General features: G+C 66.8%; 19 protein-coding genes. 7 read left to right on the plus strand and 12 right to left on the minus strand.

All coding sequences use genetic code 11. From position 1 onward, the window contains the following. Positions 1-5 precede the first annotated feature (5 nt). The 3 genes from B0920_RS08375 to B0920_RS08385 all read right to left on the minus strand — a co-directional run bounded on the left by B0920_RS08375 (position 6) and on the right by B0920_RS08385 (position 4272). Positions 6-2756 carry a winged helix-turn-helix domain-containing protein gene (locus B0920_RS08375; protein ID WP_078032066.1) on the minus strand — a complete coding sequence of 917 codons (2751 nt, stop codon included), beginning with the start codon at positions 2754-2756 and terminating at the stop codon, positions 6-8. Positions 2757-2853: 97 nt separating this feature from the next. After that, the gene (locus tag B0920_RS08380; RefSeq protein WP_078032067.1) at positions 2854-3723 is read right to left on the minus strand and encodes an alpha/beta fold hydrolase; all 870 of its coding nucleotides are present in this window, start codon (positions 3721-3723) and stop codon (positions 2854-2856) included. Between the two features lie 87 nt (positions 3724-3810). Beyond that, a complete protein-coding gene (locus B0920_RS08385) occupies positions 3811-4272 on the minus strand; it encodes a DoxX family protein (protein WP_078032068.1) in 462 nt (153 codons plus the stop codon). 183 nt (positions 4273-4455) lie between these two features. On the opposite strand from B0920_RS08385, the gene B0920_RS08390 reads away from it, so the two are divergent. Then, positions 4456-5748 carry an aspartyl/asparaginyl beta-hydroxylase domain-containing protein gene (locus B0920_RS08390; protein ID WP_078032069.1) on the plus strand — a complete coding sequence of 431 codons (1293 nt, stop codon included), beginning with the start codon at positions 4456-4458 and terminating at the stop codon, positions 5746-5748. A 40-nt stretch (positions 5749-5788) separates the two neighbouring features. On the opposite strand, the gene B0920_RS08395 is transcribed toward B0920_RS08390, so the two are convergent. Further along, positions 5789-7096 (minus strand): aminotransferase class V-fold PLP-dependent enzyme, encoded by a 1308-nt coding sequence (locus tag B0920_RS08395; RefSeq protein WP_078032070.1) that lies wholly within the window; start codon positions 7094-7096, stop codon positions 5789-5791. Positions 7097-7227: 131 nt separating this feature from the next. Between B0920_RS08395 and B0920_RS08400 the strand changes: the two genes are divergently transcribed. Further along, positions 7228-8184 (plus strand): LysR substrate-binding domain-containing protein, encoded by a 957-nt coding sequence (locus B0920_RS08400; RefSeq protein ID WP_078032071.1) that lies wholly within the window; start codon positions 7228-7230, stop codon positions 8182-8184. 4 nt (positions 8185-8188) lie between these two features. Here B0920_RS08400 and B0920_RS08405 read toward each other — a convergent pair whose 3' ends face one another. The 3 genes from B0920_RS08405 to B0920_RS08415 are packed head-to-tail and all read right to left on the minus strand — an operon-like array spanning position 8189 to position 9889. After that, entirely contained in the window at positions 8189-9265 is a 1077-nt protein-coding gene (locus B0920_RS08405) for an acyl-CoA dehydrogenase family protein (RefSeq protein WP_078032072.1), read from the minus strand. After that, positions 9265-9456, minus strand: a complete 192-nt coding sequence (locus B0920_RS08410) for a DUF2970 domain-containing protein (protein ID WP_373887875.1) — start codon at positions 9454-9456, stop codon at positions 9265-9267. The genes B0920_RS08405 and B0920_RS08410 overlap by 1 nt, the downstream gene beginning before the upstream one ends. Before the next feature lie 25 nt (positions 9457-9481). Next, complete coding sequence (locus tag B0920_RS08415; protein WP_078032074.1) at positions 9482-9889, minus strand: hypothetical protein; 408 nt, start codon at positions 9887-9889, stop codon at positions 9482-9484. Positions 9890-10027: 138 nt separating this feature from the next. Between B0920_RS08415 and B0920_RS08420 the strand changes: the two genes are divergently transcribed. Then, positions 10028-11428 (plus strand): PLP-dependent aminotransferase family protein, encoded by a 1401-nt coding sequence (locus B0920_RS08420; protein ID WP_078032075.1) that lies wholly within the window; start codon positions 10028-10030, stop codon positions 11426-11428. 15 nt (positions 11429-11443) lie between these two features. On the opposite strand, the gene B0920_RS08425 is transcribed toward B0920_RS08420, so the two are convergent. Further along, on the minus strand, positions 11444-12025 hold the full coding sequence (locus tag B0920_RS08425) for an ABATE domain-containing protein (RefSeq protein WP_078032076.1): 582 nt from the start codon (positions 12023-12025) through the stop codon (positions 11444-11446). A 161-nt stretch (positions 12026-12186) separates the two neighbouring features. Here B0920_RS08425 and B0920_RS08430 point away from each other — a divergent pair, with 161 nt between their 5' ends. Then, positions 12187-13113 carry an alpha/beta fold hydrolase gene (locus tag B0920_RS08430; protein ID WP_229455578.1) on the plus strand — a complete coding sequence of 309 codons (927 nt, stop codon included), beginning with the start codon at positions 12187-12189 and terminating at the stop codon, positions 13111-13113. A gap of 19 nt (positions 13114-13132) precedes the next feature. Here the strand turns inward: B0920_RS08430 and B0920_RS08435 are convergent, their stop codons facing one another. From B0920_RS08435 to B0920_RS08445, 3 genes are all read right to left on the minus strand, one after another. Then, the gene (locus B0920_RS08435; RefSeq protein WP_078032078.1) at positions 13133-14431 is read right to left on the minus strand and encodes a hemolysin family protein; all 1299 of its coding nucleotides are present in this window, start codon (positions 14429-14431) and stop codon (positions 13133-13135) included. A 319-nt stretch (positions 14432-14750) separates the two neighbouring features. Beyond that, positions 14751-17636 carry a hypothetical protein gene (locus tag B0920_RS25520; RefSeq protein ID WP_143745678.1) on the minus strand — a complete coding sequence of 962 codons (2886 nt, stop codon included), beginning with the start codon at positions 17634-17636 and terminating at the stop codon, positions 14751-14753. Beyond that, on the minus strand, positions 17629-18219 hold the full coding sequence (locus tag B0920_RS08445; protein WP_143745679.1) for a hypothetical protein: 591 nt from the start codon (positions 18217-18219) through the stop codon (positions 17629-17631). Before B0920_RS08445 ends, B0920_RS25520 begins: the two co-directional genes overlap by 8 nt. Positions 18220-19113: 894 nt before the next feature. Here B0920_RS08445 and B0920_RS08450 point away from each other — a divergent pair. Then, positions 19114-19863 (plus strand): SDR family NAD(P)-dependent oxidoreductase, encoded by a 750-nt coding sequence (locus B0920_RS08450; RefSeq protein ID WP_078032081.1) that lies wholly within the window; start codon positions 19114-19116, stop codon positions 19861-19863. Here B0920_RS08450 and B0920_RS08455 read toward each other — a convergent pair. Further along, a complete protein-coding gene (locus B0920_RS08455) occupies positions 19860-20879 on the minus strand; it encodes a LysR substrate-binding domain-containing protein (protein ID WP_078032082.1) in 1020 nt (339 codons plus the stop codon). The two genes, B0920_RS08450 and B0920_RS08455, sit on opposite strands and share 4 nt — an antisense overlap. A gap of 70 nt (positions 20880-20949) precedes the next feature. On the opposite strand from B0920_RS08455, the gene B0920_RS08460 reads away from it, so the two are divergent. After that, on the plus strand, positions 20950-21807 hold the full coding sequence (locus B0920_RS08460; RefSeq protein WP_078032083.1) for a transketolase: 858 nt from the start codon (positions 20950-20952) through the stop codon (positions 21805-21807). Further along, positions 21804-22805 carry a transketolase family protein gene (locus B0920_RS08465; protein ID WP_078032084.1) on the plus strand — a complete coding sequence of 334 codons (1002 nt, stop codon included), beginning with the start codon at positions 21804-21806 and terminating at the stop codon, positions 22803-22805. The genes B0920_RS08460 and B0920_RS08465 overlap by 4 nt, the downstream gene beginning before the upstream one ends. Positions 22806-22861 lie beyond the last annotated feature (56 nt).

The following is a 22861-nucleotide window of genomic DNA, read 5'->3' on the forward strand; positions in this document are numbered from 1 at the left end:
CGGCCCTAGTTTTGCGCGAGGCGCTCGCACAGCATGGCGGCGTAGCGCAAGTCGCGGCCGGGCCGGCCCGGCGGGCAGCGCCGCACCACCGCCGCCAGCATGGCGCCGGCCTCTTCCTTCCGGCCGTCCTCGAGCCACAGCAGCGCGCGCGTGCTGGCCACCCGCAGGCTCCAGGCCAGCGCCCCCTGCTTGTCGGCCAGTTCCGCGGCCCGGGCCAGCAGCGCTTCCGCCGCCGCGATGGCGCCGCCCTCGCGGCGCAGGGCCAGGGCTTGCAGGCGCAGCAGTTCCGGCGCGCACCAGCCCGCCATTCCCTGGCCCGGCTTGGCGAAGTCGGCCGGGCCGGCCAGATCGGGCGCCAGCGTGTACAGGGTTTCCACGAGCGGCCCCGGCGGCAATTGCAGCGCGGCCGCGCTCCCCAGGCGCTCGCCCTCGCACACCGCGCCCAGGTAGCGCGCCCAGGCCTGCCACTGCGGCAGCGCGTGCTTGTGCGCGCATTCGCCCAGCAGTCCGAGGTAGCGCGTCGCCTCGTCCATCTCGCCATTCCACAGCGCCACCGTGCAGCCGGCCACCGCCAGGGTGTAGCACAGCGAGATCGGGTGGTCGATCGCCAGCGCGCGTTCGGCCGCTTCCGCCGCCAGCTGCAGCGCCTGCTCGCCATAGCCCTCCAGCCAGCGGATGCGCGCCAGCAGGCTGGTGGCCGCCACATGCTGGTCGTACTGGACCCCGCTGTTGCGGGTATTGCGCAAGGTGCTGCGCGGCGCCCTGTAGACCCGTTCGGCATGGAAGCGCGCCTGCCGCTGCTGGCCGCAGAAATGCAGGGTCAGGCCCATCATGCGGTGGTAGATCAGGTGCGCCACCGGCTCGTGCGCCCGGTGCCGGTAGGGCGCGAACACGTGGCCCAGGGCCAGGGCCTGGGGGTAGCGCCCCTCGATCAGGTAGTGCGCGCACAGCCCGCTGTAGGCGCGCGCCAGTTCCGCCGTGTTGCCGAGCGCGCGCGCCAGCTCGTAGGCGCGGGTGAAGGCCGCCGCGGCCTGCTCGCGCGGCCCGTTCAGGTGGTAGAGCGCATTGCCGAGCGCGGCCTGCAGCGCCAGCTCGGCCGCCGGCTCGCGCGCATGCGGCAGCGCGCGCTCGACCGCCATGCGCTGCTCGTCGAGCTGGGACAGCTCGATCCACAACAGGCTGGAGGCGCTCGCCAGGCTGACGCCGAGCGCGGGGTCGCCGCCGCCCAGGCACCAGTCGAGGGCCGCGCGCAGGTCCGCCACGCGGTGCGCGTAGCGCGCATGCCAGCGCGGCGCGTCCAGCAGCTCCCAGTCCTGCTGGGCCTGGGAGGCCAGCTCGAGGCAGCGCAGGGCGTGGGCGCGCAGCACGGCCTCGCGCTCCGGCGCGCGCGCCAGCCGGTCGGCCGCATAGCTGCGGGTGGTCTCCAGCATGCGGTAGCGCACCTCGCCGCCCTCGCATTCGCAGGCCAGCAGCGACTTGGCGGCCAGGTTGAACAGCAGCTCGGCATGCGGGCCGCCGGCGCCCTCGCTCAGGGCGGCGCCGACCGCGCGCGCGCAATCGAGGGTGAAGGGGCCGCGGTACACGGCCAGGCATTCGAGCAGGCGCTGCTCGCCCGGGGCCAGCAACGCGTAGCTCCAGTCCAGCACCGCGCGCAGGGTCTGGTGGCGCGGGTCGCCGCCGCCGCGATGGCGCGACAGCAGGGCCAGGCAGTCGTCCAGCCCCTTGGCCAGGCCGTGCAGGCCGAGCACCTCGGCGCGCGCGGCCGCCAGTTCGATCGACAGCGGCAAACCGTCCAGGCGGCGGCAGATCTGGGCGATCAGGCGCAGCTGCTCCGGCTGCGGGCGGGCCGGGTCGACCGCGCCGCCGGCGCGCTCGGCGAACAGCGCCAGCGCGCCATAGGCCTCGAGCGCGTCCGCGCCCAGGTCCTGGTCGTCCTCGGGCAGGGCCAGCGGCGGCAGGCGCACGACCCGCTCGTAGGGCAGCCCGATCGATTCGCGGCTGGTGGCCAGGATGCGCAGGCCGGGGGCGCAGGCCAGCAGCTCGTCGGCCAGTCCGGCCACCGCATCGGCCACGTGCTCGCAGTTGTCCAGCACCAGCAGCAGCTCGCGCCGCTTCAGGTGCAGGCGCACCGCCGCCAGCGGATCATGGGCGACGGCCGGCACGCGCAGGGTCGAGGCGAGTGCGCCCGGCACCTGGCGCGGGTCGCGCACCAGGGTCAGGTCGAGGGTGACGGCGCCGTCGGGAAAGCCCGGCCCCACCTGCTCGGCCAGGGCGCCGGCCACGCTGGTCTTGCCGATGCCGCCCGGCCCCACCACGGTGAGCAGGCGGCGCTCGCCCAGTTCGGCCCCGATGGTCTCGAGCACCTCGGCGCGTCCGATCAGGCGGGTGGCGCCGCGCCGGGACGCCGCGGCCGCAGGCGCGGCGGCGACGCCGTGGCGCGCCACCGGCGCCACGAAGGAATAACCGCGCCCGGCGACGTTCTCGATGAAGCGCGGCTGGCCGGCCTGTTCGCCCAGCGCCTTGCGCAGCGCGCTGACGTGCACGCGCAGGTTGGATTCCTCGACCACCACGCGCGGCCAGGCATGCGCCATCAGCTCGCGCTTGCTGACCACCTCGCCCGCCCTCTCCACCAGCAGGGCCAGCAGGTCGAAGGCGCGCCCGCCCAGGGCCACCGGAGCCCCGGCGCGCGCCAGGGCGCGGCGCGCCGGCTGCAGGCGGAAGGGGCCGAATTCATAGGTGGGCGTGTCGTCGGTCATGCGCAAAGCCTGTCTTTACTGATGCGTCACAGTGTAGCCCCGCATTGTCGAGCGCACAAATATACTCAGGTTTAATAGCGCCCGCCGGCGCAAGCGGCTAGGCCGGCGGCGCGGGCGCCGCGCTGCGGGCGAAGGTGGCGATGTAGCTGGCCGCCGCTTCGGGGTACTGGTGGTGGGGGCCGTGGCCGGCCGAGGGGAAGGTCAGGAGCTGCAGGGTCGGCAAGTGGCCGCTCAGGGCATACCAGTTCTCGACCGGGAAGGCGGCGTCCTGGTCGGCCCCGATATGGAGCAGCGGCAGGCCGGTGCGCTTCAGGGCCGCCAGCACCGCCTCGTCGGCGAAGGCCGGATTGCGCGGCGCCGCGCCGAGCAGGGCCGCCGCCAGGCTGGCCGGCGCCTCGGGGCTGCGTCCGCTGGCGCGCAGCGCCAGGCGCCCGCGCGAGCGCAGGTGGGCGGCCCGGCTGGCCGCCGAACGCGGCGCGAAATACAGCAGGGCCTCGTCCTCGAGCGTGTGCTCGGGCAGCGCCACGGTGTCGAAGAAGCGCTGTTCGCCCGTCTTGACCAGGGGGCCGGGCGGCGCGGTCGCGATCAGCACCGCGTGCGAGATCCGTTCCGGGTAGCGGGCCAGCACCGCCTGCGCCGCCAGCCCGCCCAGCGACCAGCCGCCGATGACGGCGTCGCGCAGGTCGAGCGCTTCCATCAAGTCGCGGGCGTCGCGCGCCAGGTCGAAGGGGTCGCGCGCCGGCGCGCCGCTGGAATAGCCGGAGCCGCTGTAGTCGAAGGTCAGCACGCGCAGGCCGTTGGCGGCCAGCGCGTCCAGGAATGCCGGATCCCAGCTATCCATGCTGCCCCGGCAGCGGGCGCACAGCAGGATCGGCTTGCCGCTGCCGATCGAACGGTAGGCCAGCCTGCGTCCGCCCACCTCGGCCCAGCGGTTGGCCGCGTGCACGGACCGGAACTGTTCGCTCATTGCGCTCACTTTGCGCTCACCTCGCGCTCCCTCGGCTGACAAGGGCGGGAGTGTAAGAGCGCTGGCCGCGCGCCGGCAAGTTAATCCTTATAAAACGCGTCTCCCGGCGCCGCTTCCCGCTTCACGGGCCGCGCCCCGTGCGCGCAGGTCGAGCCAGGCCACCAGCAGGAAGGCGCCGGCCAGGCCCAGGTGCTCGAAGAAGCCGTTCTCGACCATGCGGCGCGCCGGCCCCTCGATTTCCCAGAAGCGGTTCGCGACCAGGTTGGCCATCAGGGTGAAGCCGGCCAGGTAGAGCGCGCCGAGCCAGCGCCACCAGCCGCCCACCACCAGCACCGAGGCGCCCAGCTCGCCGACGATGACGGCCAGCGCCAGCGGCGCCTCCGGCGCCAGGCCGAAATGCCGCATTTCGGCCACCGCGCCGGGAAAGTCGAGCGCCTTCTCGATGCCGCCCTGGAGGTAGGCGGCGCACAGCAGCAGCAGGCAGAGCCGCACCACCAGGCCGGTGCCGGAGGCTGCCGGCTGCAGGTATATCCGTTGGGGAAACGCCATCGTGTCATCCAGTGCGAGATCGAAACGGGCACATCCTAGGCGAGCCGCCCGCCTGGCGAAAGACACGAATGGGTGGTGCGCTTGCCACACCCTCGGCCGGGGCGCGCTGGCTACAAATAAATACAACTTGCCAATATGCATATGTATGCACAAAAATGTATGTACATGATTTAGGGTGAGAAGATGCAGACCACGACGGACAAGAACGAGATCGCGGCCCTCGAGCAGCAAGCCCTGCAGGCGGCGGCACGCGGCGACAACGGACGCGCGCTGCGCCTGTGGGAAACCCTGCTGGCGCGCGCCCCCGACCACCCGCGCGCCCTGCGCTCGCTGTCGCACGAGGCCTTCGCCGCCGGCCAGCTGGGACGCGCGCGCGAACTGCTGCAGCGCCTGGTCGAGGTCGACGGCCGCGACAAGCAGCAATGGCTGAACCTGTCCGTGGTCTGCCTGGCCCAGAAGGACGAGGAAGGCGAAGAAGCGGCCCTGCGCGGCGCGCTGGCGGTCGACCCTTACGACCTGGTGGCCCTGGTGCTGCGCAGCCGGCTGTACATCCGCCAGGGCAAGCGACAGGCCGCGGCCGGCGCATGCGCCGCGGTGGCGGCGGTGGCCCCGCCCCTGCATACCCTGCCGCCCGACCTGCAGCCGGCCGTGCGCGAGGCCCTGGCCTGGTACGACGGCTACAACCGCGAGTTCGGGGACTACCTCGACGATTTCCTCGCGCCCTACCTGCGCGAGCTGCAGGGCGAGAACCTGAAGCGCTTCCGCGACTCGGTCGACATCATGACCGGCCGCAAGCGCCGCTACGACTCCCAGCCCGCCCTCTTCCACTACCAGGGCCTGGCCCCGGTGAGCTTCTTCGAGCGCGAGGAGTTTCCCTGGCTGGACGCGATCGAGGCTGCGACGGCCGACATCCGCGCCGAATTCCTGGCGGTCGCCGCCCAGGACCAGGGCTTCACGCCCTACATCAACTATGGCGAGGACCAGCCGCTGGCCCAGTGGGCGGAGCTGAACAAGTCGCTGAGCTGGAGCGCCTTCCGCCTGATCGACAACGGCGCCGTGGTCGAGGAGAACGCCGCGCGCTGCCCGCGCACCATGTCCGCCCTGCGCGGCGCGCCCCAGCCCGACCAGCCGGGCCGCACTCCGAGCGCCATGTTCTCGGTGCTCAAGCCGCACACCCGCATCCCGCCGCACACCGGCGTCAGCAACGTGCGCCTGGTCACCCACCTGCCCCTGATCGTGCCGCCCGGCTGCGGCTTCCGGGTCGGGAACGACGTGCGCGAGTGGGTCGAGGGCAAAGCCTGGGTGTTCGACGACACCATCGACCACGAGGCCTGGAACGACAGCGACCAGTTGCGCGTGGTCCTGATCTTCGACGTCTGGCACCCCCAGCTGTCGCAGGCCGAGCGCGCGATGATCACGGCCATGACGGCCGGGATTAACCGCTTCACCGAGAGCGCGGGCGGGTTCGGGCTCTAGGCTGACCCTGGGTGCATCTTGGGCCCATCCTGGGCGCGGTCTAGGCCCTGGCCAGGCTGCGGATCCCCGCCACCAGGCGGTCGAGGTCGGCCGTGCGCGTGAAGTAGGAGGGCGTGACGCGGATGCAGCTGCCGCCCGCCGGTCCGCTGCGCGCCACCGTGAACACCCCGAACTCGTCGGCCAGGCGGCGCGACAGGGCCACGTTGGCCTCGAAACTGGTCCGTCCCTTGAGCCGGAACGAGGTCACCGCGCCGTACATGGCCGGATCCTGGGGCGTGAGGACCTGCACCTGGGGCTCGTCCAGCACCCGCTCCACCCAGTAGTCGCGCAGCGAACGCAGGCGCGCGCTGCGCTCCGCCAGCGGGATGCGCGCGTGAAAGCGCAGCGCCGCCGGAATCGTCATCACGGCCGCGAAGTTCACGGTCCCCGCGTGCACCCGCGAGCGGATGTCGTCCTGCGGGAACAGGGTGCTGCCCCTTTCGGGCGCGATGTCCTGCAGGCGGCCGCTGCGGATGTAGAGGAAGCCCAGCCCGAGCGGCGCGCCGACCCACTTGTGCAGGTTGGCGCCGACGAAGTCGGCCCCGAAATCCGGAATCTTGTAATCCAGCTGGCCCCAGGAGTGGGCCACGTCGACGATCACGTCGACCTGGCGCTCCTTCGCGATGCGCACGATCTCGGCCACCGGCAGCACCAGCCCGGTGCGGTGGCTGATGTGGGTCAGCAGCAGCAGGCGGGTGCGCGGGTGGGCGCGCAGGGCGCGCTCGTAGGCCTCGATCACGTTCTGGCGGGTGGGCGGCTCGGGCACCTCCACCTTGACGACCTCGGCGCCCTCGCGCGCCGCCTTGGCGTGCATGGCGTCGATCATGATGTCGTAGTCGAGGTTGCCGAGCATGACCGCGTCGCCCGGCTTGAGCAGGCGGTAGTTCGAGATCAGGTTCTGCAGCGACTCGGTGGCGCTGCGGGTGATGGCGATCTCGCTTTTCGACGCGCCGGCATGAAGGGCCAGTTCTGCGCGGATGGTCTCGATGTCTTCGCGGTCGAAATGGCGGCGCAGGTGCCAGGAATTCCAGCGGTTCAGGTAGTCGATGTTGCGCTTGAACTCCTCCGCCACCGGGCGCGCCATGATGCCGTAGTAGCCGTTCTCGAGGTTGGCGAACTCGCTCGCCACCTCGTATTCGGACGCCAGCGTATCCCACTGCGGGCCGGTGGGCTTGGCCTCGGCCTTGGCTTCGGCCTTGGCTTCGGCCTTGGCTTGCGTCTCGGCGTCGGCGCGCATGGCCGCTCCTCCCAGCGCCAGTCCCGCAGCGCTGCGCAAGAGCTTGCGGCGGTGTTCCTGGAATCCCTTCATGGTCGCTCCTTTCGTCGATGAGATGGATCAAGTGTAGGGGCGCGCGACCCCCTTGGCGCGCCGGCCCGCTGATGACCCCATAAGCGCCATTGATGGGTACAATCGAGCCGGTCCAACCCCTAATCACGTCCATGCTCAGCCGCGATATCGACATCTTCCGGGTCGTCATGACCTCGGGCTCGGCCACCCGCGCCGGCAAACTCCTGGGCCTGTCGCAGTCGGCCGTCAGCATGGCCCTGCGCCGCCTCGAGGAGCAGGCCGGCCTGGCCCTGTTCCAGCGCACCGGCGGCAAGCTGCTGCCCACCGAAGAGGCCCAGGCCCTGCTGGCCGAGGTCCAGCAGCATTTCATTGGGATGGAAGTCATCGAGCACCGCATGCGCAGCCTGCGCCAGTTCGGCGCCGGGCGGGTGCGCATCGCCAGCTTTCCCGGCCTGGGGGTGGGCTTCGTGCCGCGCGTGCTGGCCGACCTGAAGGCCGAGCGCGAGCGCACCCTGGTCTCGCTCCAGGTCATGGGCTCGCCCGAGGTACGCACCCGGGTGCTGCGCGGCGAGGTGGAACTCGGCCTGGTGGCCGACAGCGTGGCGCTCGACGGCCTCGAACATGCGCTGTTCGCCCAGTATTTCGGCGTCGTCGCCCTGCCCGCCGGCCATCCGCTGGCGCGTCACGCCGTCCTCACGCCGAAGCAGCTATCCAGATATCCTTTCGTCGCCCTGAATCCGGACGACGTCACCAGCATGCGCCTGGACGCGATCTGCCGCGCCCACGGCGTGCAGCTGCAAACCGTGGTCGAGAGCTCCTATACCATCAGCCTGTGCGAACTGGTGCGCCACGGGGTCGGGATCGGCATCGTCAACCCGATCACGGCCTTCGATTACCTGGGCGCCGGCCTGGTGTTCCGGCCGTTCTCCGAGCGCCTGGACTTCGCTGCGCTGACGGTGTGGCCCGCGGACCGGCCGCTGGCCGGCTTCGCCAGAAACATGCTGGTGGCGATGCGCAAGCGCCTGGAGCGCGACATGGCGGCGCTGCGCGAACAGATGCCGGCGGCGGCGCGCGCGGTGGAACTGCACCGCTTCCACCGCGGAGACTGAGGCCTCAGGCGGCCCTGGCCGGCGCCGGCATGCGCGCCAGGTCGGTCTTGAGCTGCACCAGGGTGGGGGTCAGGATGGGCAGGAAGGCCGCTTCGCGCAGGCGGCGCGCGAAGCCGTTGCCATTGCCGCGCGCATAGGCCTGGGCGCCGAGCGCCTGCAGCTCGAGCTGCACCGCGTCGTTCGCCAGCTGCACCATGCGGATGCGCATGCCGATCAGCTCGGCCGGACTGGCGCCCAGGCCGCCCCCGGCCAGTCCGGTGGCCAGGCGGCGCTCCAGCAGCGCCACGGCCGCGTCCAGCCAGACGATCTCGGGTGACAGGACGGAATGCTTCGGCGTATGCCGACGCGCGCTGTCCAGGCTGGCGCGCGCCAGGCCGATGCCCAGACCGCATTGCAGCGCCAGCATGAAGGGACGCAGCGCCGGCAGGAAGCTAGCGGCCTGCGGATGCAGGCGCCATTCCTCGCCCAGCGCCACGCCCTCGAAGCGCAAGGCCGCGGTATGGGTGGCGCGCAGCGCCAGCATCTCGTGGTCGCCCTCGCGCTGCACGCCCGGCGCATCGTGCGGCACCGCGTAGATCGCGGCCTCGCCGCCGGCGTGTTCGGCGGCCACCACGGCGACGAAGCCGGCGCGGCGCAGGTTGCTGGCGCGCGGGATGCCGCCGTCCAGCAGCACCCCGTCGCCCTGCGGGCTGACGCGGTTCTGCATGCGGCCCAGGCCGCTCAGCGCGCGCATCGCGTTCGACAGGCCGGGGGCGCCCGCCAGCTCGCCCGCCAGCAGGCGCGGCAGCAGGCGCGCGACCAGCGCCTGGTTGGGACTGGCCAGTACGCACTCGATCACGACGCGCTGGGCCCAGTACACGAAGGCGGCGGACAGCGAATGTTCGGCGATGGCGGCGGTCACGGCGAGCGCCTCGCCCGGGGCGCCGCCCCGCCCTCCCTGCTGCGCCGGCACGCCCGCGCCCAGCAGGCCGGCGCCCGCCAGCGCCGGCAGCACCGCGTCGGCGTGATGCGGCACGCTGTCCAGGGCCTCGGCCATCCCGGCCAGCCAGGCGCTGAATTCCTGGTCGAGGACGGCGCTCATTACACCGCCATCCGGACCGCGAACAGCAGCGCGCCGATGAAGATCGCCACGCCGATTAGGGCGGCGGCGACCACGTACAGCGGATTGAAGGCGCCATCGGCGTCGACCTCGAAATCGCGCTTGCGGCGCAGGCCGACGAAGGACCAGGCGATCGCGCCCAGGGTGGCGAGGAAAGAGCGTTTGGTAGTCACGGTGAGACCTCCGGTGAAAGACGGGCTATGCCCGCGACGGCTGGGCATGGACCCCTGCCTGCACGGAGCTGGTCGTGCCCGCGTCCGCATGCTGCATGACCCACAACGACGCGCCGATCACGCTGGCGGTCACGATCAGGAAGGCGATGCCGGCGTAGGCCACGATCGGTTCCATGCCTCCCTTGCGCTTGCCGGGCTGCAGGGACCAGACCTTCTGCACCAGCAGCCAGGCCGCGCACAGGACCAGCAGGGCCGGCAGCAGCAACTGCCCCGGCTGGTGCTCGCTCGTCATGACGTTGAGGGTGGCCAGGATCAGGCCGGCCGATACCGTCAGGACGCCCGCCTCGGCGGCGCGGGCCTGGGTAGCGGGCAGGAAGGCCGTCCAGCGGCCAGCTTTGTCCGGTTCGCCGGAACCAGCATGGTGTTTGCTCATCGCAGTTCTCTCGCCAGGGGCGCAGGCCGCTTGGCCCTACGCCCGGATGGATGGTGGCGTGAGGAGCTTCAGTTGGATGGAGCTCGCTCACGATTGGGCTCATACTAGCGAGAAGCAAATTCCATACATTAAGACAAAATGTCCAAGGCAAACTCCATACAAGAGGCTGACGTCGAGCTCGGCTGGATCGACCTCCTCGACCGCAACAAGGGTCCGCACTACCTGCAGATCGCCGACGCGCTGGAGCGGGCCATGATCGACGGCCGCCTCAAGCCGGGCGAGCGCCTGCCGACCCAGCGCCGCCTGGCGGCCGGGCTCGGGGTCGATCTGACCACCGTGACCCGCGCCTACGACGAGGCCAGGCGGCGCCATCTGCTGGAGGGGCGCGGCGCGCGCGGCACCTATGTGGCGGCGCCCAAGGTGGAGCTGGCGCCGGTGCTGGACCTGAGCATGAACACCCCGCCGCCGCCCGAGGGCGTGGACTTCGGCGACCTGCTGCGCCAAGGCTTGTCGCAGGTGCTGCTGCGCGCCGACAACGAGCTGCTGATGACCTACCACCTGGGTGGCGGCGGCGCGGCCGACCGCGCCGCCGGCGCGCGCTGGCTGGAAGCGATGTTCGGGCGGGTCGACCCCGAGCACGTGGTGGTCTGCCCGGGCGCCCAGGCCGCCCTCGCCGCCCTGGTGCTGAGCCTGTCCGAGCCGGGCGACACCATCCTGGCCGAGCCCCTGGTCTATCCGGGACTGCGCGCGGCGGCCACCCAGTTCGGGCGGCGTTTGCAGGCGGTCGAGACCGACGCCCACGGCATGCTGCCGGAGGCGCTCGAACGCGCCGCCCTGTCGGGGGCGCGCCTGCTCTACCTGAACCCCACCCTGCAGAATCCGACCGGCGCCACCATGCCGGCCCAGCGGCGGCGCGAGATCGCCGCCCTCGCCAGCCGGCTCGGCCTGCGCATCATCGAGGACGATCCCTACTGGCTGTTCGAGGACAATGCGCCGGCCCCGCTCGCCAGCCATGCGCCGGCCAACGCCTACTACGTCTCGACCTTGTCGAAATGCCTGACGCCGGGGCTGCGGGTGGCCTTCGTGCTGGCGCCCGGCGCGGCCGAGCGCAGCCGCTTCCTGGCGGCGCTGCGCTCCTTCGCCCTGATGCCGGCGCCGCTGACGGCCGCGCTGGCGACCCAATGGATCTTCGACGGCGACGCCGCGCGCCTGCTGGACGGCGTGAGGAAGGAAGCGCAGGCGCGCCAGGACCTGGCGCAGGGCCTGCTGGCCGGCCGCGATCAGCCGGCTCGACGCGGCCTGCACATCTGGCTGCCGCTGCCGGCCTATTGGTCGGCTACCGAACTGGCGCGGGCGGCGGCCGCCGAAGGCCTCGCGGTGACGCCCGCGGCCGGCTTCAGCGCGCAGCCGCCGGCGCCGAATGCGATCCGCATCTCGCTGGGCAGCGTGACCGAGCGCAAGCGCCTGGCCGGCGGCCTGCGCCGGCTGTCCCAACTGCTGGCGCGCAAACCGGCGCCGCCCGTCCTGCCCCTGGTCTGAAGGGCGGCGGCCCGCTCAGGCCGCGCCGCCGCTGCGGCGGCGGAACTGCTCGGCCTTGTGGCGGTTGCCGCACACCGCCATGCTGCACCAACGGCGCCGATGCGACTTGGTGCGGTCGTAGAACCAGAGCACGCAATCGCGGTGCTCGCACTGGCGCACCAGCTCGAACTCGCCTTCGCTCAAGAGCCTGGCCACGGCTTCGGCGAGCACGCCCAGCGGCTGCAGCGGCGATCCCCCCGTGTAACGCCGCCCGAGCCGCGGACCGTCCTCCGCCCATTCCAGCACCGGGCGCGACTCCAGCACCGCCAGCCAGGCGTTGAGCGGGGCCGGGTCGCCACGCCGGCCCTCCTTGCGCGCTGCGACCAGTTCGCGCGCGATGGCGCGCAGCTCCCTGGCGCCCGCCAGCAGCGCTTCCTCGTCCACCACCCCGGCGGTGTCGATGCCGGCCTGCGCCAGCCAGCGCAGGAGCTGGCGGCCGTCTTGCCAGAAATCGTGCCAACCCTCTCCCGCGCGCGCTTCCGTGTTCAGCATGTCGAGCGCCAGGTGATCCGCCAGGAACAGCGGGTCGGTCGGGGCCGCGTCTTGTCGATCGGACATCGTCGTCTCCTCATACAAAAAAATTTTCGTAACCATCAAAATTATACTTGAAAGGTTAGCGGACATGGCGCATACTGCGATAACCGTTAAGAGATATCTTTAACGGTTACTACAACCACGAACAAGGAGAAGTCATGAAATTCGGAATCCAGCCCTTCCTGATGGCCGCCGCCCTTGCCACCGGCGCCGGCGCCGCCCAAGCCACCGAGCCGGTCCAGGCGCCGGTGGTGCGCCACGCCAGCCTCGAGGTCGATGGGGTCAAGGTGTTCTACCGCGAGGCCGGCCCGGCCGACGCGCCGGCGGTGCTGCTGCTGCATGGTTTCGGCGCCTCCTCGCACATGTTCCGCGACCTGATCCCGGCGCTGGCCGGCAGCTACCGCGTGGTCGCCCCCGACCTGCCGGGTTTCGGGATGACCGAGGCCGGTCCCTCCTTCAAGTACAGCTTCGACAACCTGGCCGGCGTGATCGACAAGTTCACCGTCGCCAAGGGGTTGAACCGCTACGCGATCTACGTGTTCGACTACGGCGCGCCGGTCGGCTGGCGCCTGGCGGTGCGCAATCCGCAGAAAATCAGCGCCGTCATCAGCCAGAACGGCAACGCCTATGAAGAGGGCTTGAGCGCGGGCTGGGCGCCGATGCGCGAGGCGTGGGCCAATCCCACGGCGGAGAACCGCGCCGCGCTGCGCAAGTTCAATTCGCTGGAGATGCTGAAGTGGCAGTACCTGGAAGGCGTGAAGGACCCGTCGCGGGTCGCGCCGGACGGCTGGCTGCTGGCCCACGAGGCGGTGCAGCGGATCGGCGTCGAGCCCCAGGTCGACCTGCTGACCGACTATGGCCAGAACGTGAAGCAGTACCCGCAGGTGCACGCCTTCTTCCGCCGCTACCAGCCGCCGACCCTGGCGATCTGGGGCAAGAACGATCCCTTCTTCCTGCCCCCGGGCGCCGAGGCCTACAAGCGCGACAACCCGAAAGCCGAGGTGCGCTTCCTCGACACCGGCCACTTCGCGCTCGAGACCCACGGTCCGGAAATCACGCGCGAGATCAAGGCTTTCCTGGACCGCCACCTGGGCGCCGCGGCCAAGCAGTAAGCCTCGGGCCGGGCGGGCGCTAGGCGCCGTCGCCCGGCTTCAGGAGTCGCACCAGGATCTGGTCGATGCGGTAGTGGTCGACGTCCAGGACCTCGAACTTGAGGCCCTGGTACTCGACGCTGTCGGTGCGCTTGGGGACCTTGCGCAGCATGTACATCATGAAGCCGGCCGCGGTCTCGTAGTTCTCTTCCTCGGGCAGGCTCTCAAGGCCGATGGTGCGCTTGACGTCGCCGATCGGCGTCATGCCGTCGATCAGCCAGGAGCCGTCCTCGCGCTGCATGATCTGCTCGTCCTGGTCGAGCGGGCTGCCCCAACTGCCCATCACGGTCAGCATGATGTCGCTGAGCGTGATCACGCCCATCACCAGCGCGTACTCGTTGATCACCACCGCGAAGGTCTCCTTCGTCGCGCGGAACTTGTCGAGCAGCTCGGACAGGGTGAGCGTGTCGGGGATGATCAGGACGGTGCGGATGCTGGAATCGTTCAGCTGGGACAGCGAGCCCTTGTTCAACAGGCGCACCAACATGTCGCGCGTGTCCACGTAGCCGATCACGCGGTCGATCACGCCGTCGCAGACCGGGAACTTCGAATGGCTAGCGAGCTTGGAGCGGATCGCCTCCTCGCTTTCGTTGAGGTTGAAGTAGACGATGTTGTCGCGCGTGGTCATGGCCGAGGCCACCGAGCGCGATTCGAGTTCGAACACGTTCTCGATGAAATGCTGCTCCTGCTTCTGCAGCACGCCGGCCTGGGCCCCCGCCTCGACTGCGGCCGAGATTTCGTCGAAGGTGATGCTGTCTTCGCGCCGGGTGTCGACCTTGAAGATGCGGAAGATCAGGTTGGCCACCAGGTTGAGCGCCCATGCCAGCGGCTTGCAGACGCGGATGAAGAGCTGCACCGGCCCGATGACAGCGACCGCGATGCGCTCGGGCGCGAGCATCGCGAGGCGCTTGGGCATCAGGTCGGCGAACAGGATGAACAGGACGGTCACGAACAGGAAGGACAGCGCGAAGCCGATCTCGTCCAGTGCTGGTCCGGCATAGAAGGCCGATATCCACTCGATGAAGAAAGGCCGCAGCGCGCCCTCGCCCAGGATGCCGCCGAGGATGGATATGGCGTTCAGGCCGATCTGGGAGGCGGCGAAGAACTCGGCCGACTGCTCCTGCAGGGCCATGACCTTGAGCGCGCGCTCGTCACCGGCCTCGGCCAGGAGCTTGAGCTTGATCTTGCGGGCGCCGGCGAAAGCGATTTCGGTCAGGGACAGGAAACCTGCGGCCATCACCAGGCCGACCAGTAACGCGACATGTTGGAACAAACTCACGGGGCACCTTGCTTAAGCGTTCGTCGGAACTTGCTCCTTGCAGTATACGTTTTTGCAATTACCGGTGGCAACGATCTGCGCCTGCCGCTATTCCTCGCGCCATCGCCACGAGAGGCGGGACCGTAGCGCGGCGGATGCGTGCAGCCGGGGTGCTGGCCGCCTCGTCCGAGGCAGTCGCGGACAAAGAAAAGCCACCCGGTGGAGCCTACGTCCACCGGACGGCCGCAGCGGCTAAGTTAGACTGTCTCTTACAGACCTGCCCGAAAGAGCGTCAAGTGATGGCCCTGTTCGACAGGACTTTTTGGATTTGACAAAGTCTTCATTGGGTCGGTGCAAACAGGATTCGGCCGATGCAGTTGTTTGTCGTGTATGTTGCAGAGAAATTTCCGGAGCCAGGTACCACTCCCACGCGGCAAGTCGTTGTCGTGCCATCAGAGAATAGTCGGGTTTGGTATTCCCAATCTAACGTGATGGAGCCCGAGAACGCGACCGCTCGACCGGTAGCATTAATCCAGAGCTTGACCTGCGGGCCAATGGCGCCGGGGATGGCAAGGTTCTTATACGCTACAAAACTTGAGCAATTTCTGCGATTAATGCCAGGAAAAATCTGGGCAGGCACGTTGCTCGAGTTCGAGGCCCCGAAGAATACAGCGTCGGCGTCGACGGTACTGCTGAAAATGGGGCCACCACGCTCGCCAAACTGGCATGAATTGTTACCAAATGCCTGGAATCGGGAAATCGATACAGCCTGCAGAGTATCGACCTGGGCTGTGCCGGGCATTCCTGTCCAGCCAAGCAAGGAATCGGACAGTGTAATGGTAGCGGCTACGGGCGAGGCGCAGGTGACTCTCGCGCGACCAGCGGTTTCCCGCACGACCTTCAATTGTTCCTCGAACGCACCTAAGCTGCCCTGTGAGAAAAATTTGCTATTGACGTAGTAGCACAAAACTTCAAAGTCCGATACTTGCGCCTCGTCCACTCGCAACGGAAATGCATTTTGCGCCGAGGTGAGGATCGAGTATGTACTCCTCCCTTGAGCGTCGTAAGACATGTCCAGATTGAGAGCTGCAGTCTTGGGCCCGCCAGTAAAGCCGTCGCCATTCAAATCATATCGAGAATAATCTGCCGTTTGACCCGCGATCGGAGCGAAGATAGCATCGAGGAACACTTGCGTGTCCTGATCGTCAAATTTTCCGTCCTCATTCACATCCAGCATCGCTTCGCGAGCAGGATTGTTATTCGACGTGAAGCCCTCGTCCGCGCTCAGGATCGTCGCGTAGGCGTCGACTACAGGGGTATTCGAGAAATCACCCGTACAGGAGACAGGAACAACGTGAGCCTTAATGCGCTCCGCAAGCTCTTGTCCGGTCAAATCAGGCCGTAAAGTCCACAGATAAATTGCCAAGCCGGCTACCTGGGGCGTCGACATTGATGTTCCCAAGCTGGCACCGGCTTGCGTAGGTCCTGCGTCAAGATACGACCATACGCCAGCTACCGAGTCGGCACGAGATCCGATCCCCGCGACATGCCCGCCGGAATACGAGGCGCCATAGTGTGGATTCACCACTCCGTTGGTACCAGTGACTGCGGTACCGAGATAGGTACAGTCCGGTCTGGCCGCTGACGCCGCCGGTGCTGGAAGGCTAGGCGCGACCTTGCGGTTTTCTACAACCACTGTATTCGTAAGCGCCGGGCCGCCCAGCTCCGCATCGGAATACAAGCTGGCCGCCGTCCAGGAAGCTGCAAATTTGCCCACCCTCTTCGCAGGCGCGTCGACAATTCCGGCGACTGGTTTCTCGAACCCGCCACAAGTGTTGTTTGCCGCAGCTGCCGCATGAAAAAAGCGGGCTTCAAATGGAGAAGGCTGGGCGATATTGCCTCCCCGAAGCAAGCGGAGCCAGAAACGTCCATGTGCAATCGCCAGCGCATCGTCAACCTGGGGATCGCATTTGAGGCGTTCCGACATGCTGGTGTTGATGACTATTCGACCGCTGATGTTCTCGAGCGCTCTCCTCATCTGCGTCTTTTGGCCCGTCCAGACGGTCCAACGATCGATGGCATAGCCGTCGACAACCGTGCTGATCATGCCTCCCGACGGGTACATCCCAGTCACTTGACCTATATTGCCCGTACCACCGAAATTTCCCAACGCGATCCCCGTGACATGGTAGGCATGCTGGCAATCCGTCGTATCCTCGTCGATTGTCGGGGTGCTCGGGTCGTCCAGCTGAAACGGATTACAGCTTGTGCTGAATCCGGTCCCCGCACCGAGTTTCCAGTTCACTTGGCTGAAATCAGCTTGCGGCGCCCCGTTGCCGAATGTGTCATAGATGAGAAACGACGGCGGCTGCGAGCCGCTAGCAATTAAGGCTTTCCGCGCGTTCCAAGCGGCCGCACCTCGAATCGCCAAATGATGGTCGAGTAAGGACAATGTGTTTGCTGAATAGCCTTCCTGAGGCAAGGATTCTGGCTCGGCAATATCGTCCGGCAAGACGATCTCGATCTCCGGGCGCTTTCTGAGGTTGTCGATTAGCGCATATAGCGCCGGCAGACCGCCCGGGTCCGGAATGCCAACCGAGACGGCGCCATTGCCTGCGAAGCTCGACAGGATACGACCATTAATCGAGTTCAATACCGCGTTGACGTCGGAGACGGTGGACTCCTGCCGAAACACGATGTATAGGGCCGTCCTGATGATCCGATAACCCGAACTCGAGTCCACGCTGATTTCAGACGCAGGCACCACGCGCGAAGAATCGTGATTAGGCATCGCATCGCCGATTTTGGCCGTCGGGTTTCCCGGAACAAGAATGCCCGGCGGCGGGTTGCCTTCGGGGGGCACTTCGGTTCCCGTGAAGATCCAAGTTACAGCAGCCTGAGAAAATGGCAGAACGCGATCATGACGCAGAGTGACCGTATCGGCCGCTACGATCTGCTGGTTGGCCGCGAGATCCCCCACTGTGACAGCACCATCCTGAACGGAAGTGCCGGCGCCCACAGCCCCTACCTGCACTGCGACATTACGGCGGGTGCTGCCGTCATTCTGAATGGTCAGGCGGTAGGTGTAGTCGAACACAGTCCGCGAAACGCGCTTCTCGCCGATGAGTTGCATACCCATGACGGTGGGCGCGGCGTGGAGGACGGCATTCGGGACCAACGCTAGCATCGCAAGGGCACCCCGCCCGAGTTTGAGAAGATTACGCATGTTGGCCACCGTGGGGAGTGGTTTCGCCACGCGTGAATGGCGTGACGTGGCTCTTGTGGCCGCATTTCCTAGTCACCAGCGTAAGCGCCCCGGCTAGGAACAATAACAATCCATGCGGCTCGGGGACTGTATTGCCGGGCATCTCGCGCAACGTCGACCCGGTGCCGATCACGTTGAATTCATTGTCCAGAACGTCGAATGCCTGGGCGCCAGGAGCCCCCTGCCCGAGATAAGTAAAGCGCACAACGAATCCGCCGGCAGTCTTCCCGGGAGCGATGCCGTCGACCATTGCCAGCGCGTCAAAAAATCCGTTTGCAGGAATCCCCGGATCTGCTTGAACGACAAGCGTATCCCAACCCACCGGCGTTGCTTCGATTGACAAGTTGCTGTAAAACTGGCGATCGAAATAGATGGTAATCTCGCTGACATCTTCACCGGGAAGATCATTAGTCGCCGTATATCGGTAACGCCAGTCGGTCCCTCCGATGAATTCCGCCGAGTAAGTGATTAACATTGCTTGAGCGGAGCCCATGAACGCGAGAACCAGTATGAGTCCTGCAATACATTTTAACTTTGCCATCATTTACTCCTCTTCCAAAGTTGATGTCGTTACCTTGACGAGTTCGTACTGGTCTACACTCGTACAGACTGCTAAGCACAATATGTACCCAGTAGTTTTTATCGTTTAACAACAGTGTTTTACAATGGTTGAGCGAATGGAACTGTAAAGTTATTCGACGCCTGTCGAGTGGATCGACACGTTCGTTTTCGTTTAGCGATAGCAACACAGGTGGGCGTTTAGCCCATACATGATGTTTTAGAATTTCAATGAGGTGCGGGCAACACTGAAGCGTCGCTTTGAGAGCAATTGGAAGCGAAATGTGGCGAATCAGGTCTGCCCAGTGATGTTAATAATTAAGACCACCAGATCTTCTATCGGCGACACTGGAGATCCAACAAATGAAAACCCCGCCGCTCTCGACGAACTGCGAGTTTTTCGATGGTTGAAGATTCCTTCGAAGGAATTGCTCTGGCGGAGGCGGTGTCAGTAGAACTTAGAGACCGGAAAAACCGGCTCATATGCATCTATCCACCTTCTTATATCCTGAAGCTACAGTAACAATAGCGTTACGGTGAGTATCCTCAACTCTCCCTCGCATTCGTCAGGCTTCGCAATGCTCACGCGCCAAGCGGGCATGACCAAGCACCTACTTGCCAACAAATTCTGCCGGATGGCAAGACAAGTGTGCTTTAGATGTTGGCCGGTTCGGGCAAAGCGTGACATCAATCGGCATCGAGGGCATCGCGCCGCTCTGTCCCCTACTGTGTCGTGCAAAAAGTCGGCGGAACGAGAGACGCCATATACCGATAGCCAGTGGCATGAATTGAATTTGCGATTCGCTGAGATTTCCTCGTTTGTCACCGAAGCAGCAATCCCCGAACATGCCTCCACTAACAACACGCAAGGAGACGGAACATGTTACTCAAGGATCGCGTCGCAATCGTCACCGGCGGGGCCGGCTTCAATGGCCTGGGCTTTGCCACGGCGCGCCTGCTGGCCGCGCACGGCGCCCAGGTCGTCATCACCGACCTCGCTGCCGCCAACCCAGCCGCTGCCGCGGCTGAACTGGGGCCGCAGCACCTCGGCCTGGTGGCCGACGTCACCAATGAGGAACAGTGCCAGGCTGCAGCCCGAGCAGTGCTGGAACGCTACGGGCGTATCGACGTCCTGTTCAACAACGCCGGCATCACCCAGGCGCGCAAGACGCTCGACATCTCGGCCTCGGATTATGACGCGGTGCTGGACGTGAGCCTGCGGGGAACGCTCCTGATGTCACAGGCAGTGCTGCCTGCGATGCAGGCACAGAAAAGCGGCAGCATCATCTCCACCTCGTCGGTCTCGGCCCAGCGCGGCGGCGGCATCCTGGGCGGCCCGCACTATTCGGCGGCAAAAGCCGGCGTGCTTGGCCTGACCCGGGCCATGGCGCGGGAATTCGGCCCTGACAACATCCGTGTCAATGCAATCACCCCGGGTCTGATTGCCACCGACATCATCAAGGGCAAGCTGACCGAAGAACGCAAGGGCGAGATCGCCGAAACCATTCCGCTGGCGCGCCTGGGCCGCGCGGACGACATCGCTGGCGCCGTGGTCTTCCTGGCCAGCGACCTGTCCGCCTACTGCACCGGCATCACGCTCGACGTCAACGGCGGCATGCTCATTCACTAAACCGCTGTACCGGGCTGCCCTGCTTCAGGCGCAGCCCGTTCGTACGTCGCCGCGTCGAAGTCGGCGAAGCCCCTGATCCACTCCACCACGCTGCCCACCGCCTGCAGCCTCTCTTTGCTCTTTGGTACCGACAGATAGTGCGCGGTCGCCTCGATCGCCAACTCCCCGAACGGACACACCAGCTTGCCCTGCTCCAGATATTCGTGGATCAGCACCGTGCTCTCGATGCACATCCCCAATCCATTTTCGGCGGCGCTCAGCGTCATGAACGCGCGGTCCAGGCGCAGGCCGCGGATCGGGTTGCCGCACTCTGGAGCGAAGCGAGCAATCCATTCATCCCACGAGGTCAGCGAGACGTCGTTCTGGATCAAGTAAAAATTTTCGATATCGCCTGGCGGCAGGGGCAGCGTCCATCCTTCCACCAGCTTCGGGCTGCACACCGGCAGGTAGCGCTCGCGCGTTGACACCGGCATGGCCGAGATGCCGGCCGATGCGGCCGGCCGGCCGTAGGTCACCGCCACGTCGACGCCGCTGTGCGAGAAGTCCGGAGCCTGGTGCACCGCCCACAGACGCACATCGATCCCCGGATTGGCGCGCAGGAAGGCCGGCAGGCGCGGCATGATCCAGATCGCCGCAAAGCTCGGTGCGCTTTGGATCGTCACCACTTGCTGCTTGCTGCTGCGGTCCAGGATGGTGCGCAGTTCGTCATCGATATCGCTGAATGACCGGCGAATCACGTCGTACAGGCGAGCCCCCGCCTCTGTCGGCACCACGCCGCGCCGCGCGCGCTCGAACAGCAGCGTGCCGAGTGCCTCTTCGAGAGTCTGGATCGCATGACTCACAGCCGACGCCGTGATCGACAGCTCCTGCGCCGCATTGGCAAAGGAGCCGTGCATATAGGCTGCCTCGAAGGCCTGCAAGCCCTTGAGGGATGCCTTGCGCAAGGCGCGGTATCGCTGAACTGGTTTCATGTATCCGCAAATATTACTCGCTATACGGACCAGATGTCGATCCATACACTGGTCTTATCGAAGGACCAAGCGCTGACAGAGACGCGCGAACGATCAACCAACCGGAGACAATCAGATGGAGCATGCACACTCCCCAGCGTCCCTCACCGCGCTGAAGAGCGCGGCCTACCGCATCCGCCGCTATGCACTGCGCATGGGCGAAGTCCAGGGCCAGGGCTACGTCGGCCAGGCGCTCGGCATGGCCGACATCCTGGCCGTTGCTTACCGCCACGCGCTGAACTACCGCGCCGACGAACCTGAATGGGAAGGCCGCGACCGCTTTCTGCTCTCGCACGGCCACTACGCCATCGCCCTCTACGCCGCCCTGTTCGAGGCCGGCATCCTGCCGGAACACGAACTGGAAACCTACGGCAGCGACGACAGCCGCCTGCCGATGTCGGGCATGGCCACCTACACGCCGGGCATGGAAATCTCGGGCGGCTCGCTCGGCCAGGGTCTCACGATCGCTGTGGGCATGGCGCTCGGCCTGCGCCAGAAGAACAATCCCGCTTTCGTCTACAACTCGATGTCCGATGGCGAGCTCGACGAAGGCTCCACCTGGGAAGCGGCCATGTCCGCCGCCCACTATGGCCTCGGTAACCTGATCACCCTGGTCGACATCAACAACCAACAGGCCGACGGCCCGTCAGGCAAGGTGCTCGGCTTCGAACCGCTGGCCGACAAATGGCAAGCCTTCGGCTGGTTCGTGCAGCGCGTGAACGGCAACAACATTGCCGCCGTGCGCGACGCTTTCGACGCCGCCCGCAAGCACCCCGATCCGCAGCCGCGGGTCATCCTGTGCGACACCCTGATGGGCACCGGCGTGCCCTTCCTGGAGCAGCGCGACAAGAACCACTTCATCCGGGTCGAAGCCGACGAATGGCAGCAGGCCATCGCCATCCTGGATGCCGACAACGCAGGGGACAAGAAATGAGCACCGCAACCGCACAAAAGCCACGTTTGACCACCTCGGCGATGATCGCCTCGATCGCCGGCGAAGGCCAGCGCACCAAAGCTGCGCCCTTCGGCCACGCCCTGGTCCAGCTGGCCAGCCAGCGCCAGGATATCGTAGGCATGAGCGCCGACCTCGCCAAGTACACCGACCTGCACATCTTCGCCAAGGAGTTCCCGCAACGCTTCTTCCAGATGGGGATGGCCGAGCAGCTGCTGATGGGCGCCGCCGGCGGCATGGCGAAGGAAGGTTTCACGCCCTTCGTCACTACCTATGCGGTGTTTGCCTCGCGCCGCGCCTACGACTTCATCCACCAGGTGATCGCGGAAGAGAACCTGAACGTTAAGATCGCCTGCGCCCTGCCGGGCCTCACCACCGGCTATGGCCCCAGCCACCAGGCCACCGAGGACATCGCGATCTTCCGCGGCGTGCCGGGCCTGACCATCATCGACCCTTGCGATGCCCTCGATACCGAGCAGGCCGTGCACGCCATGGCCGAGCACAAGGGCCCGGTCTACATGCGCCTGCTGCGCGGCCAGGTGCCGCTGGTGCTCGACGAATACGATTACAAATTCGAACTCGGCAAGGCGAAGCTGCTGCGCGACGGCCGCGACGTGCTGGTCATCTCGAGCGGCATCATGACCATGCGCGCGCTCGAAGTGGCGGAAAGCCTCAAGGCCGACAATGTCGGGGTGGCGGTGCTGCACGCGCCCACCATCAAGCCGCTCGACACTGAGACCATCGTGCGCGAAGCTTCGCGCAGCGGCCGGCTGGTGGTGGTGGCCGAGAACCATTCGGAAGTCGGCGGCCTAGGGGAAGCGGTAGCGGCAAGCTTGCTGCGCGCGGGCGTGGCCCCGGCCTTCCGCCAGATCGCCCTGCCGGACGCCTTCCTGGACGCCGGTGCGCTACCGACCCTGCACCAGCGCTACGGCATCTCGACGGAAGCGATGGTAGCCAGCATCAGGTCCTGGCTGAAATAAGCCTGGCTGAACCAAACACGGCAATACAAGCGGACAGAGGGCGCCAAGATTCTCCC

The sequence above is a fragment of the Massilia sp. KIM genome (genome assembly GCF_002007115.1).
GTDB lineage: Bacteria > Pseudomonadota > Gammaproteobacteria > Burkholderiales > Burkholderiaceae_D > Telluria.

Bases quoted from the DNA above. Each gene is read 5' to 3' on its own strand.
- B0920_RS08425 (WP_078032076.1), bottom strand. From the start codon at position 12,025: ATGTCCGATCGACAAGACGCGGCCCCGACCGACCCGCTGTTCCTGGCG.
- B0920_RS08375 (WP_078032066.1), bottom strand. From the start codon at position 2,756: ATGACCGACGACACGCCCACCTATGAATTCGGCCCCTTCCGCCTGCAG.
- B0920_RS08420 (WP_078032075.1), top strand. From the start codon at position 10,028: ATGTCCAAGGCAAACTCCATACAAGAGGCTGACGTCGAGCTCGGCTGG.
- B0920_RS08380 (WP_078032067.1), bottom strand. From the start codon at position 3,723: ATGAGCGAACAGTTCCGGTCCGTGCACGCGGCCAACCGCTGGGCCGAG.
- B0920_RS08405 (WP_078032072.1), bottom strand. From the start codon at position 9,265: ATGAGCGCCGTCCTCGACCAGGAATTCAGCGCCTGGCTGGCCGGGATG.
- B0920_RS08430 (WP_229455578.1), top strand. From the start codon at position 12,187: ATGGCCGCCGCCCTTGCCACCGGCGCCGGCGCCGCCCAAGCCACCGAG.
- B0920_RS08455 (WP_078032082.1), bottom strand. From the start codon at position 20,879: ATGGATCGACATCTGGTCCGTATAGCGAGTAATATTTGCGGATACATG.
- B0920_RS08445 (WP_143745679.1), bottom strand. From the start codon at position 18,219: ATGATGGCAAAGTTAAAATGTATTGCAGGACTCATACTGGTTCTCGCG.
- B0920_RS08390 (WP_078032069.1), top strand. From the start codon at position 4,456: ATGCAGACCACGACGGACAAGAACGAGATCGCGGCCCTCGAGCAGCAA.
- B0920_RS25520 (WP_143745678.1), bottom strand. From the start codon at position 17,636: ATGCGTAATCTTCTCAAACTCGGGCGGGGTGCCCTTGCGATGCTAGCG.
- B0920_RS08460 (WP_078032083.1), top strand. From the start codon at position 20,950: ATGGAGCATGCACACTCCCCAGCGTCCCTCACCGCGCTGAAGAGCGCG.
- B0920_RS08450 (WP_078032081.1), top strand. From the start codon at position 19,114: ATGTTACTCAAGGATCGCGTCGCAATCGTCACCGGCGGGGCCGGCTTC.
- B0920_RS08385 (WP_078032068.1), bottom strand. From the start codon at position 4,272: ATGGCGTTTCCCCAACGGATATACCTGCAGCCGGCAGCCTCCGGCACC.
- B0920_RS08395 (WP_078032070.1), bottom strand. From the start codon at position 7,096: ATGAAGGGATTCCAGGAACACCGCCGCAAGCTCTTGCGCAGCGCTGCG.
- B0920_RS08415 (WP_078032074.1), bottom strand. From the start codon at position 9,889: ATGAGCAAACACCATGCTGGTTCCGGCGAACCGGACAAAGCTGGCCGC.
- B0920_RS08465 (WP_078032084.1), top strand. From the start codon at position 21,804: ATGAGCACCGCAACCGCACAAAAGCCACGTTTGACCACCTCGGCGATG.
- B0920_RS08400 (WP_078032071.1), top strand. From the start codon at position 7,228: ATGCTCAGCCGCGATATCGACATCTTCCGGGTCGTCATGACCTCGGGC.